12 protein-coding genes and 1 pseudogene are annotated in these 12,657 nt (G+C 51.7%); 10 read left to right on the top strand and 3 right to left on the bottom strand.

The window, feature by feature from the left end; genetic code table 11:
• Positions 1–58 precede the first annotated feature (58 nt).
• Positions 59–1,093, bottom strand: a complete 1,035-nt coding sequence (locus tag P4S53_RS21385) for an NADP(H)-dependent aldo-keto reductase (protein ID WP_337114276.1) — start codon at positions 1,091–1,093, stop codon at positions 59–61.
• A 164-nt stretch (positions 1,094–1,257) separates the two neighbouring features.
• Between P4S53_RS21385 and P4S53_RS21380 the strand changes: the two genes are divergently transcribed.
• Positions 1,258–1,560, top strand: coding sequence for a DUF6482 family protein (locus tag P4S53_RS21380; protein ID WP_337114275.1), 303 nt, complete (start codon positions 1,258–1,260; stop codon positions 1,558–1,560).
• A 12-nt stretch (positions 1,561–1,572) separates the two neighbouring features.
• Here the strand turns inward: P4S53_RS21380 and mutH are convergent, their stop codons facing one another.
• A complete protein-coding gene (gene mutH, locus P4S53_RS21375) occupies positions 1,573–2,253 on the bottom strand; it encodes a DNA mismatch repair endonuclease MutH (protein WP_337114274.1) in 681 nt (226 codons plus the stop codon).
• A gap of 634 nt (positions 2,254–2,887) precedes the next feature.
• Here mutH and rppH point away from each other — a divergent pair.
• The 6 genes from rppH (at position 2,888) to P4S53_RS21345 (ending at position 8,326) form a co-directional block, all read left to right on the top strand.
• Entirely contained in the window at positions 2,888–3,409 is a 522-nt protein-coding gene (rppH, locus tag P4S53_RS21370) for an RNA pyrophosphohydrolase (RefSeq protein ID WP_027253098.1), read from the top strand.
• 19 nt (positions 3,410–3,428) lie between these two features.
• A complete protein-coding gene (gene ptsP, locus P4S53_RS21365) occupies positions 3,429–5,684 on the top strand; it encodes a phosphoenolpyruvate--protein phosphotransferase (protein WP_337114273.1) in 2,256 nt (751 codons plus the stop codon).
• Positions 5,685–5,692: 8 nt separating this feature from the next.
• Positions 5,693–6,073 (top strand): sulfite exporter TauE/SafE family protein, encoded by a 381-nt coding sequence (locus tag P4S53_RS21360; protein ID WP_337114272.1) that lies wholly within the window; start codon positions 5,693–5,695, stop codon positions 6,071–6,073.
• Positions 6,058–6,480 (top strand): sulfite exporter TauE/SafE family protein, encoded by a 423-nt coding sequence (locus P4S53_RS21355; RefSeq protein WP_442958677.1) that lies wholly within the window; start codon positions 6,058–6,060, stop codon positions 6,478–6,480. The genes P4S53_RS21360 and P4S53_RS21355 overlap by 16 nt, the downstream gene beginning before the upstream one ends.
• A gap of 96 nt (positions 6,481–6,576) precedes the next feature.
• A complete protein-coding gene (gene lgt / locus P4S53_RS21350) occupies positions 6,577–7,383 on the top strand; it encodes a prolipoprotein diacylglyceryl transferase (protein WP_337114270.1) in 807 nt (268 codons plus the stop codon).
• A gap of 91 nt (positions 7,384–7,474) precedes the next feature.
• The gene (locus tag P4S53_RS21345) at positions 7,475–8,326 is read left to right on the top strand and encodes a thymidylate synthase (RefSeq protein WP_337114269.1); all 852 of its coding nucleotides are present in this window, start codon (positions 7,475–7,477) and stop codon (positions 8,324–8,326) included.
• 197 nt (positions 8,327–8,523) lie between these two features.
• Here the strand turns inward: P4S53_RS21345 and P4S53_RS21340 are convergent, their stop codons facing one another.
• Positions 8,524–9,666: a Na/Pi symporter gene (locus tag P4S53_RS21340; protein WP_337114268.1), complete on the bottom strand. Its 1,143-nt coding sequence runs from the start codon at positions 9,664–9,666 to the stop codon at positions 8,524–8,526.
• A 497-nt stretch (positions 9,667–10,163) separates the two neighbouring features.
• Between P4S53_RS21340 and nhaA the strand changes: the two are divergent.
• The 3 genes and pseudogenes from nhaA (at position 10,164) to nhaR (ending at position 12,631) form a co-directional block, all read left to right on the top strand.
• Positions 10,164–11,346 (top strand): annotated as a pseudogene (gene nhaA / locus P4S53_RS21335) (Na+/H+ antiporter NhaA).
• Between the two features lie 20 nt (positions 11,347–11,366).
• Positions 11,367–11,633, top strand: a complete 267-nt coding sequence (locus P4S53_RS21330; protein ID WP_337114267.1) for a hypothetical protein — start codon at positions 11,367–11,369, stop codon at positions 11,631–11,633.
• 110 nt (positions 11,634–11,743) lie between these two features.
• Entirely contained in the window at positions 11,744–12,631 is an 888-nt protein-coding gene (gene nhaR, locus P4S53_RS21325) for a transcriptional activator NhaR (protein WP_337114266.1), read from the top strand.
• The last annotated feature ends 26 nt before the right edge of the window (positions 12,632–12,657 follow it).

Here is a 12,657-nt window from a genome sequence, read left to right as displayed (position 1 = left end):
GAAGAACACTGACAGCCCCCACTGAGGTGGGGGCTTTTTTTCAGCTTGAGAAAATAGTTTAAGGGCAAGGATTTGAGTAGGTGATACCGACTTGTTCTAAGTCTGCCAGCACTTCTGCACTGAGTTCCACCGACAGGCTGTCGATGTTGGCTTCAAGCTGAGACAGGCTGGTGGCACCAATCAGGGTTGAGGCATTAAACGGCTGCTGATTCACAAAGGCCAGAGCCATTTGTGCCGGATCCAGACTGTGTTTTCTTGCCACTTTGACATAGGCTTCCGTGGCCGCCACACCTTGCGGCGTGAAATAACGGACAAAGCGATCAAACAGCGAACAGCGGGCACCGTCGGGTTTTTTGCCATTGAGGTATTTGCCGCTCAGGGTGCCGAAGGCCATCGGGGAGTAGGCCAGTAGTTTGACCCCTTCATAATGGCTGATTTCAGCCAGACCCACTTCAAAACTGCGATTGAGCAGGTTATAGGGATTTTGAATGGTCACCACCCGTGGCAGGTCATGTTTCTCTGCCAGACGCAGGAAAGACATCACACCCCACGGGGTCTCGTTCGATAAGCCGATATAGCGAATTTTGCCGGCCCGCACCAGCTCGGCCAGTGCCTCAAGCGAATCAGTCAGTGTGACACCGGTATTCGTCTCGGGATAAGGGTAATTGAGCTTGCCAAAACAATTGGTTTCTCGCTGCGGCCAGTGCAACTGATACAGATCGATATAGTCTGTTTGCAATCTTTCCAGGCTGTTTTCAACCGCTTCGTGAATATTGCGCCAGTCGAGCGCCATGTTGTCACGGATGTGGGGGACATTACGGGGACCGGCAACTTTGGTCGCCAGAATCACTTGGTCGCGTTTGCCTGATTTCTTCAGCCAGCTGCCGATATAGGCTTCGGTCAGCCCCTGAGTGTCCGCTTTCGGCGGTACAGGATACATTTCAGCAGTATCAATCAGGTTGATACCGCGCTCCAGCGCAAAATCGAGTTGGCTGTGGGCCTCGGCTTCCGTATTTTGCTCGCCAAAGGTCATGGTGCCCAGGCCGATCTGGCTCACTTCAAGGTTTGAATGGGGGATCTTATGGTATTTCATTTGCCCTCCTTGGACCGCAAATTCTCCCTGACTATAACCTAGGAAAGGGTTACTGAGAAGCCGCAGTAAAATGAAGCAGTTATCTCATAGGCTGCACGGGCAGACCTTGCTGATAAGCGAATGTTCGCACATAGTTAAAGCAGTTCCCTTGAAAAGGTGTGATCATGAAACTGTCCCAATTCAAGCACTGGGTAAAGTCACCCGGAGAAGAAATTCCTAAGTGCGTACTGACCAGTTACGCCGGACGTGCAGATTATTTGATGGAAGTTGAATATAAACATCATCTTGAGCCTCTCAAGGATGACGAAGATAACATGCTGCATTTTCAGACCATGGAGCAGGTGAGGGATTTTCTGCGGCCACTGGGGATCAAGTCGATCACATTAAGGACGATTGATCCTCATGATGAATTCTCACTGGATGGCAAACCTGAGTGTTGCCAGGATGACATGACGATCAATGTATAGCCCGCTCTGTGATCAGAGCATAAAGTGGCGTTTGAGCAGCTCGGCGGTGAACTGGGTTTTGAGATAAAAGCCCCGGGGCAAAGTTTTGATCGGGTGGCCGTCTGCGCCGTAAGCATCAGTCTGCACTCTGCTGTTGGCGGCTTTGGGCCTCAGCTGCAGGACTTCGCCGTGGCGGGCCGTAATCTGCTCCACTTTGCCCAGCACGATCAGTTCCATCAGCTCTTCCCAGTCCTGGCGTAACCGGGCTTCTTCGTCGGCAGATGGACTCCACAACAGAGGAGAGCCGACATGGCGTGCAGCAAGCGGAATTTCACGCTCCCCTTCAACAGGGATCCACAGGACCCGGGCGAGTTTGTGCCGGATATGGCTGTTTTCCCAGTTCACGCCCTGCAAGCCAATCAAAGGAGCGACACAGACAAAGGTGGTTTCCAGCGGTTTACCCTGATGGCTGATGGGGATAGTTTTGAGTTCAATGCCTAAATTGGCGAAATCAGGGACGGGCTGGCTGCCTGCCGTCGCACCCAGATGCCATTCCAGCAATTGGCCCACCCAGCCTTTATCCCGGCGTAAATCCGGTGGTGCAATTTGTCCGGCCTGCTCAGCCAGTTCGCCCAGGGTACAACCGGCCAGCGCCTGTGCCCGGCTGAGGAGTTCGGATTCTGAGGTCGGAGCTGGTCGTCTGGAGATCGTCATTCGGATGAGTCATATTTCAAAAGCGTGGCCGTGAATTTTAACACAGTTAGGACGCTGTGCGGATGATTGACTAACCGCTTGATCAGACTGTTTGTGTTGGATCCTGGGATTAAGATATCCACAGGTACTTTTTTGAACAATGTGAATACTGTGTGAGCTGGACGTATCTACAGGGTTTTGTGCAGTATTTAAACGCTTTATCGGTGGTTATTTAACCGTTAATGATCGAGGGGTGTGGATAAAGCCAAGGGTGGTTGATCTTTAACCAGTCGTGATGATCCTCTGGAAACCGGTTGAGCCTTTCGCTGTGTTTTCAGTTGGATTTTAATTTAAATTATTGAATTTAAATTGTTTATCGTTTTTGTTGTTCTCGGGTGGCCATTGTTAGGATCCTGATTTATTGTTGATTAAATGGACAATAGAAGAGCTTCTACACACAACTATCCACAGAAAGCGTGAATAAATGTGGGAGAGGTCTCATTTCTTTGTTTATAACCTCTGAATTCCTCTTAAGTTATCCATAAAGTGAGTGCTAGGTAGGAAAAAACAGTGATTGATGACAATGAATGTTTACCCTGAGGCTCATTCTGTGAAAAAATCACTGTTAATTGATATTTTTACTTGAGGTCGTCCAGTGATTGATGGCGATGGATATCGCCCTAATGTGGGGATAGTTATCTGTAACAGCCATGGCCAGGTATTTTGGGCTCGACGATATGGACAACACTCTTGGCAGTTTCCACAAGGCGGTATTGATGAAGGGGAAACCCCGGAACAGGCCATGTACCGTGAACTGTATGAGGAAGTGGGTCTCACCAGAAAAGACGTCAGGATTCTGGCATCCAGCCGCCATTGGCTGCGATACAAATTACCGAAACGTCTGGTCAGGTGGGATTCCAAACCAGTTTGTATCGGACAAAAGCAAAAATGGTTTTTGCTGAGTCTGGAATGCGATGAGTCTAAGGTGAACATGCAGCGTGGCAGTACACCGGAGTTCGATGGCTGGCGTTGGGTCAGCTACTGGTATCCGGTTCGTCAGGTTGTGTCCTTTAAACGGGACGTTTATCGCCGGGCGCTGAAAGAGTTCGCGGCGATGGCGATGCCTTTCAAGGAGCGCAAGGAACGCAAGTTAAAACGTAAACACAAGCGGAGTTAACCTAGGGAAAGTAACGCTTATGCTGACCCAGCTAAGAGAAATTGTAGAGAAAGTCGCCAGTGCTCCGACATTACTCGAGGCGCTGGATCTGCTGGTTGTCAGTATTTGCCAGGCAATGAAGACTGAGTGCTGCTCAGTCTACATTGTTCATGAACACCGCAAGCAATATATGCTCATGGCGACTCAGGGGCTGACCAAGCCTTCTTATCAGGTCGGGCTTGGCTTTGATGAAGGTCTGGTCGGTCTGGTTGGCCGTCAGGCTGAACCTGTCAATGTGGCCGATGCGCGTCAGCACCCGAACTTCAAACATATCCCGGGCACCAACGAAGAAACCTTCCGCTCCTTTTTCGGCACTCCCATTATCCATCAGCGCAAAGTCCTCGGCGTATTGGTGATCCAGCAACGCGATATGCGTGAATTCACTGAAAGCGAAGAATCTTTTATGGTCACACTGGCCGCACAGCTGGCGGTGATACTGGCGCATGCCAAAGCGCAGGGGATGTGGCCCGGCCATCGTGACGGACTGCATTTAACCGGTTCGGCGGCATCGACCGGGGTTGCCATTGCCAAAGCCTGGTGGGATGACAACCAGCCCCGGCTGGAAGCTGTTTCACCTGCTTCCTGTCTGGACAGAGAGTTCGAACAGGAACGCTTGAGCATTGCCATTGAGATGGCGAGTAATGAGTTTCGGCGATTGCGGAAACGCTTTGACAGCGAGCTGCACAAAGACACCCTGGCGATTTTTGATCTGTTCAGTCACTTGCTCAATGATCCCATGCTGCGTAAGGATCTGTTTGCCAAAGTCGCTGGCGGCGATCAGGCCGAATGGGCCGTCAGGCAGACTGTGGAGGCCTACTCGGTTCGCTTTGCCAATATGAAGGATGACTACCTGCGCGAACGGTCGCACGATATTCGCGAACTGGGTCAGCGCCTGCTGTTTTTCCTTCATAACGAAGAGGGGGTCGAGCACCAGTGGGATGCCCCGATCGTCCTGCTGACCCGAGAGCTGACCGCCGCCATGCTGGCCAGTATTCCGCGAGATAAACTGGCTGCCGTGGTGGCTCAGGAAGGTGCCGCCAACTCCCACGCGGCCATTCTTTCCCGGGCACTGGGTATTCCTGCCATCATGGGCGTCGATTTTGTCCCGGAGAAAGTGCATAACGCTCTGGTGGTGGTCGACGGTTATCGCGGCGATCTGCTTATTGAACCCAACCGGCAGATTCTGGCTGAATACAAGCGGTTACTGAAAGAAGAAAATGAGCTGACGGCTCTGGTCGAACAAGATCTGGATAAAGCGGCGGAAACGGAAGATCAGGAAAGGATTTACCTGTATCTGAATGCCGGATTAAGTGCTGACACCAATATCGCGGTCAACAAAGGGGTCGATGGTGTCGGCCTGTACCGAACCGAAGTGCCGTTTTTACTGCAGCGCAGTTTTCCCTCGGAAGAGGAACAGGCGGCTCAGTACCGCTCGATACTGGCCTCTTACCCGGGTAAATCTGTGGTCATGCGTACCTTGGACATAGGCGGCGATAAACCGTTGCCTTATCTGACCATTGAAGAAGATAATCCTTTCCTAGGCTGGCGCGGTATCCGCTTTACCCTGGATCATCCGGAAATTTTCCTCATCCAGGTCAGGGCCATGCTCAAGGCCAGTATTGGCCTTGATAACATGGACATACTCTTGCCCATGATCTCCGGCATTCCTGAGCTGGATGAATCCAAAGCATTGATTGAACGGGCTTTCAATGAAGTGTCTGTGTATGCTGCCAGCAAAGGACAAGTGCTCAAGCAGCCCAGACTGGGCATCATGATCGAAGTCCCTTCGATTTTATATCAGCTGCCGGCCCTGAAAGGGCGGGTCGACTTTATTTCGGTAGGCAGCAACGACTTAACGCAATATTTATTAGCTGTCGACAGGAACAATTCCCGTGTTGCCAGTGTCTATGATACGTTCCATCCGGCAGTCATTCAGGCACTGAAGCACATTCAGGATACCAGCCATGCGTTATCAATCCCGGTGAGCGTGTGTGGCGAACTGGCCGGTGACCCTCTCGGCGCCTTACTCTTGGTTGGAATGGGATACCGCTCTTTAAGTATGAATACCCGCAACGTCGCCAAAATTAAATATGTTCTTCGTCATGCCAGTCTGGCCGATATGACGCAACTCGCCGATAAGGCGTTACAGGCGACCTTCGGCCAGGAGGTCAGGCAAATGGCAACAGAGTTTGTCGAACAACGCGGCATGGGCGGCTTCATCCGGGCAGGTAAATGATGCCGGATATGTTATGGCTGCTCCTGATGTGTCTGGGGCTGGGGGCTGTGGTCGGCCTGCTGGCAGGTTTGCTGGGGATTGGCGGGGGATTATTAATTGTCCCCGCGTTAGTCTGGATGTTACCCCAAACCGGGATCGAACCTGGGGTTGTCATGCATATTGCGCTGGCGACCTCGCTGGCCTGTATTGTGCTGACGTCCGGCTCTTCGGCACGTAGTCATTTACGGCTGGGGAATGTGGATGTCTCTTTGGTCAGGTTGCTCGCACCGGGTATGGTACTGGGGGCATTGCCGGGAGTGCTGTGGCCGAGTGGGTACCTGCGGATTGGCTGCCCAGGATATTTGCTGGTATTGTGCTTTTACTGGCGCTGCAAATGCTGCTTTCATTGAAAGTCACAGGGCGTCATCCTATGCCGGGGCGGGTTGCAATCGCAGGCAGTGGCAGTGTGATTGGCCTGGTGGCCAGTTTAGCGGGCATCGGTGGCGGTTCGCTGATCGTACCTTATCTGAGTTGGTATGGCGTAGAAATGCGCCGTTCTATCGGGACCGCCGCTTTTTGCGGGTCCATTATTGCCATCGCCGGCATGGCCGGATTTATTGTGGCGGGCAGTGGTGATGACAGCCTGCCGCCTTACAGCCTGGGTTATGTCTATCTGCCGGCACTGATGGGCGTGGTTTGTACCTCTGTACTGACCACCCGATATGGTGCGCGTATGGTCAGTCACTTACCGACTCCGACACTGAAAAAAATCTTTGCCATCTTTTTGTTATTTGTGGGTGGTAAAATGTTGTTTTAACTCGGGTCAGTCACGGGGACTGGCATGAGACTTTTCATTGTGGGTACATGCTGTACCGCCGTGAACTTCTTTATTGATTAACCACGAGTATGTTGAATGAGCCAAGGTTATCTGACTTTTCCAAACTTTGACCCAATCCTGTTTCAAATCGGCCCGCTGGCGATCCGCTGGTATGGATTGATGTACCTGCTGGGCTTCGTCTTTGCGCTCTGGCTGGCAAACCGTCGTGCCGATAAGCCAGGCAGTGGCTGGACGCGAGATCAAGTCAGCGATCTGCTGTTTGTGGGCTTTCTCGGGGTCGTGATCGGCGGCCGAGTGGGTTATGTCCTGTTTTACAACTTCGAAGTCTTCCTGGCCGATCCGCTTTACTTATTTAAAGTCTGGACCGGGGGGATGTCGTTCCATGGTGGCTTATTAGGCGTCATGACCGCGATGGTCTGGTATGCCTACCGCAATGGCCGGCGCTTCTTCGACGTGGCTGATTTTGTGGCGCCGTTAGTGCCATTTGGCCTCGGCGCTGGTCGGCTTGGAAATTTCATCAATGGTGAACTCTGGGGCCGGGTTACAGATGTGCCCTGGGGCATGGTATTTCCGAGCGGTGGGCCGCTACCGCGCCATCCTTCTCAGTTATATGAGTTTTTACTGGAAGGTCTGGTATTGCTGATCATTTTAAATGTCTTTATCCGTAAACCGCGTCCGGCGGGTGCCGTCTCCGGGTTATTCCTGCTGGGGTACGGCTCGTTCAGGTTCCTGGTTGAATACTGCCGTGAACCCGACGCTCAGCTTGGCCTGTTTGCCGGCTGGATCAGCATGGGTCAGATCCTGTCTCTGCCAATGGTGATTGGCGGTGCATTGCTGATGATATGGGCCTATAAGCGGGCCGGTAATCACCGCACCGCTTAACAGTCGTTTCAGGCAGCCATTGGCTGCCTGATTTGTGATTATGGTATGCTAGCAGGCAGATTTTCTCCCGCCATTTTGGGTTAACAGAGACATGAAACAGTATTTAGATTTATGCCAGCGGATTATCAGTGAAGGTGAGTGGGTTGCCAATGAACGGACAGGTAAGCGTTGCCTGACGCTGATTAACGCTGACCTGACTTATGATGTGGCCAACAATCAGTTTCCGCTGATCACCACGCGTAAAAGTTACTGGAAAGCGGCGATAGCCGAACTGCTCGGCTATCTGCGTGGCTATGACAGCGCCGCACAGTTTCGTGCGATCGGTTGTAACACCTGGAATGCCAATGCCAATGACAATCAGGCATGGCTGAGTAATCCTCACCGCACAGGTACCGACGACATGGGCCGTGTGTATGGCGTGCAGGGCAGAAGCTGGCGCAAGCCTGATGGCAGCACCCTGGATCAACTGCGAAAGATTGTCGATGATCTGAGCCGTGGCCTTGACGATCGCGGTGAGATACTGACGTTTTATAACCCGGGTGAATTTGAGATGGGTTGTCTGCGTCCGTGTATGCACACGCATACGTTTTCGCTGTTGGGTGACAGCCTGTATCTGACCAGCTACCAGCGTTCCTGCGATGTGCCGCTCGGGCTCAATTTTAATCAGATTCAGGTCTATACCTTGCTGGCTCTGATGGCGCAAATCACAGGCCATAAAGCCGGTAAGGCCTACCACAAGATTGTCAACGCGCATATCTATGAAGATCAGCTGGCGCTGATGCGAGATGTTCAGCTCAAGCGAGAGCCGTATCCATCGCCCCGGCTGGTAATTAACCCAGAGATTCAATCCCTGGACGATCTGGAAACCTGGGTCACGATGGATGATTTTAAAGTCGAAGATTATCAGCATCATGAGCCGATACAGTATCCGTTCTCGGTCTGATCAAAGGGAACTCCCAGAGCCTCACGCATGTGGGGCTTTTTTGTACCTGAAAGTAGGGGGAGGGGCGCCAAAGCTGCTGACGGCCAGCCTGAGCATCCGCTGGGGTTGCTGGTGCGGCGGGATAAACGGTTATCATCAGATGAAAAAAATCCCTGCTCACAGCGAGCAGGGATTTTTTAGTATTCACCAGGCCTTGCTTATACCGTTAAGGCCAGAATGCCGCCCGGGATAATGATAAAGACCAGTCCCAGATAGGCCGCCACGGTCGATTTGCTTTTTACGGCCAGCTCGCCCAGATAGAGAGCGCCCTTCATCGGCAGTTCACGCAGGAACGGCAAGCCAAAGATCAGCAGGGTTGCGAGTACATTAAAGCACAGGTGCACCAGCGCAATTTGCAGGGCAAACACGGCATGGTCGCCGGAAATCGCGGTTGCAGCCAGCAGTGCAGTAATACAGGTGCCGATATTGGCGCCCAGCGTAAACGGATACACATCGCGTACTTTCAGCACGCCGGTACCGACCAGAGGCACCATCAGGCTGGTTGTTGTCGAGGACGACTGCACCAGGATGGTCACAATCGAACCTGACACAATTCCGTGTACCGGGCCGCGGCCAATCGCACTTTTCAGGATGTCACGGGCGCGACCAACCATCAGGCTGCGCATCAGCTTACCCATGACAGTAATCGCCAGGAAGATAAGCGCGATACCCAGGGCAATCATAATCACACCGCCCATGGTCCCCATCGATTCCAGTGGCGCTTTGACTGCGTTCACTGCCGGTTTCGTCAGGGGCTTAATGAAGTCCAGTCCTTTCATACTCATGTCACCGGTCGACATCAGGGGTGAAACCAGCCAGGCCGAAATTTTTTGCAGCAGACCAAACATCATTTCCAGTGGCAGGAAGATCAGCACGGCCAGCAGATTGAAGAAATCATGCACTGTGGCGGCAGAAAATGCGCGGCGAAACTCTTCTTTACAACGGGCATGGCCCAGACTGACCAGTGTATTGGTCATCGTCGTACCAATATTGGCACCCATCACCATAGGAATCGCGGTTTCAACGGGCAGACCTCCAGCAACAAGACCCACTATGATAGAGGTCACCGTACTGGAAGATTGGATGAGAGAGGTGGCTACCAGACCGATCATCAGGCCTGCAATCGGGTGTGAGGCAAATTCAAACAGGGTTTTGGCCTGCTCTCCGACCGACCACTTAAAGCCGCCGCTCACCAGAGAGACCGCGACCAGCAGCAGATAAAGCATGAAAACCAGGTTTGCCCAACGAACCCATCGCATGGAGCTTTGCATTGGCTCAGCTGTAGTGGCTTGGGTAGTCATATTCTGTTCTCCGTGACATTGTGATGTCATTTTGGTGTCAGTTTTTTGAATGTTGCCGCGATAGTAGAGAACGAATATTTCAGAAATATGACACAGCGAACCCTTTCTGCTGTACCCGTAGATTTTGTGGCCAGGAGCAAAGAATGGGATCAGGATCTATCTTTTTATCTATAGGATTAAAGCTGTGATTTTTTTGATAAAACCTTTATTAGTATTGAAGAGAAGGATGTCGAAAAAAAACAGATAAAAAATTTGTCGGATGGGTTTTCAGTGTCATAGTGAAGGTGGCTTACTCTGGAAAGTGTGCTGTCACTGGCCTGGGATGATAGTTAGATACTGCGGGTATTACGGTGTATTGCTGTCAATGATTCGGTTTTTCCGAGCTGTTGGCTCTAAACAAACGATTTCACACAGATGTCAGTAGGCGTCTACACTGTTTCAACCGCACACCAATAAAAAAGTGTGATTTTACAATGAGTAGTAAGGAGCTGCGGTCAATGACCGATGTAATTCTGAAATTCTTCAAATTAGAGTCTCGCCGGCGGCATTTTGCTGATCGTCGCGGCAGCCCTGGCCATGATCATTGCCAATTCGCCTTTGCAGCCCCTGTATGAGGGCGCATTACATACTTATATTGCAGGCCTGTCGGTAGAGCATTGGATTAACGATGGTTTGATGGCGATTTTCTTCCTGGTGATTGGCCTGGAAGTGAAGCGTGAACTGATCGAAGGCGCACTGAATACGAAAGAGAAAGCGATTTTCCCTGCGATCGCCGCATTGGGTGGTATGGTCGCGCCGGCTTTGGTGTATGTGCTGTTTAACTATGGCGATCCAGTGGCGATTGGTGGCTGGGCAATTCCAGCTGCCACAGATATCGCATTTGCGTTGGGTATTATGGCCCTTCTGGGTAACCGGGTGCCGGTGAGCCTGAAAGTCTTTTTGCTGGCATTAGCAATTATTGATGACCTGGGTGTTATTGTCATCATCGCCTTGTTCTACAGCAGTGATTTGTCCGCCATTGCGCTGGCCGTGGCATTCGCAGCGACTGCCGTGCTCTTTATTATGCACGCACGCAATGTCACCAATCTGGTCTGGTATATCCTGGTCGGGCTGGTGCTCTGGTTCAGCGTACTGCAGTCGGGCGTGCATGCCACGCTGGCGGGTGTTGTACTGGGCTTTGCCATCCCGCTTCAGGGGCAGAATAAGCAGGGCAAAGAAATCTCGCCGCTCAAGACAATGGAGCATGGATTACATCCGTATGTCGCGTATCTGATCTTGCCGTTGTTCGCCTTTGCGAATGCGGGAATTTCGCTGGCAGGTGTCTCAGCAGAAGGTCTGACCGCGATGCTGCCGCTGGGGATTGCACTGGGCCTGTTTGTTGGTAAGCCGCTGGGTATTTTTACCGCAAGCTATCTGGCAGTGAAAATGGGGATAGCGCGTTTACCTGAAGGGACAGGTTTTGGTCAGATATTTGCGGTGTCTGTGTTGTGCGGTATCGGTTTTACGATGTCGATCTTTATTTCGATGCTGGCATTCAGCGGTGCTGATCTCGAGCTGATTACTTATTCCAAGCTGGGGATTCTGATCGGTTCGACCACCGCAGCTGTTGTCGGTTATATACTGCTCCACCGTTCGCTTCCGGCTGCCAAGGCGGTTAAGGATAGTCAGACATCATCGTAATCCGGGACAGGGAGATGTTTATGAAAGCATTTATTGTACTGATATTGGGCCTGAGTTCGGCCGGTGCCTCAGCGGCGGCGGCTGACTACAGTCACTGCCAGCAGCAGCTTGAGAATGAGTTGTGCCAAGCCTATCTGACCGGCTTTGAGCAGGGGGTGAATCAGAGCCAGCAGCGGCAGGAAGATGCCCCCACAGGTTTTCTGGCCCGGGCACTGGAGCAGCGGGCGGGTGAACGTTCCCGCCATTTGGTGTCAGCGGAAACAGTGACTGAAATACAGGCGCAATAATCCTTTCCCGCCCCCAGACTCAGTGTCTTTTCGGATAAAAAACACATAGGATAACCCCAGGCTGATAAGGCCTGGGGTTTTTTATTTGTTGAGTATCGAGGCCTACGACAGTGTCGCACCTGAATTACAATCACCTGTATTATTTCTGGATGGTCTGCAAGCAAGGGTCAGTGACCAAAGCGGCCGATGCCTTATTTCTCGCGCCGCAGACAGTGACGGGCCAGATAAGGGCACTTGAGGAAAGGCTGAACGGTAAGCTGACCAAAAGGGCGGGCCGTAACATAGAGCCCACAGAGCTGGGACAGCTGGTCTTTAAGTACGCTGATAAAATGTTTGATCTCAGTTATGAATTACTGGATATCGTGAATTATACCCAGCGTGAGAATCAGCTGCTGGAAGTCGGGGTTGCGGATGCGCTGTCAAAACGCCTGGTCAGTAAGATTTTGATGGCGGGTATCCCGGAAGATGAGCGCATTCATTTACGCTGCTACGAGTCGACGCATGAAATGCTGCTGGAGCAATTGTCTCAGCATAAGCTGGACATGATTTTGTCTGATTGTCCGGTGGACTCCACACAGAGTCCTGGGCTGTTCAGTAAAAAACTGGGTGAGTCCAGCATGAGCTTTTTCTGTTCGGATGCGGACAAATCACTCAGTTTTCCCGCCTGCCTTGAAGAGTACAAGCTGCTGGTGCCGGGACGTCGTACGGCAATGGGACGTAAACTACATCACTGGTTTGATCAGCAGGGGATCACGCCCAATATCTTGGGTGAGTTTGATGATGCGGCGTTAATGAAAGCGTTCGGCTCGTTTCGTAAATCTATGTTTGTGGCGCCTTCGATTTATGCCGAAGAAATTGAACAGTCGCATACCGTACGGGAAGTGAAGCGAGTCAGGGCGATTCGGGAGGAATATTACGTTATTTTTGCCGAACGTATGATCATGCACCCTGCGGTGAAGAAAATTTGCGAAGCTGACTTCAGAAAATTGTTCAAATGACCGCCTTTTTCAGTGATAGAAGTCAA

It is taken from the genome of Photobacterium sp. Hal280 (assembly GCF_037162255.1).
Lineage (GTDB): Bacteria > Pseudomonadota > Gammaproteobacteria > Enterobacterales > Vibrionaceae > Photobacterium.
Note: the sequence above shows the minus strand (reverse complement) of the source record. Positions and strands in the feature narration are given on the sequence as shown.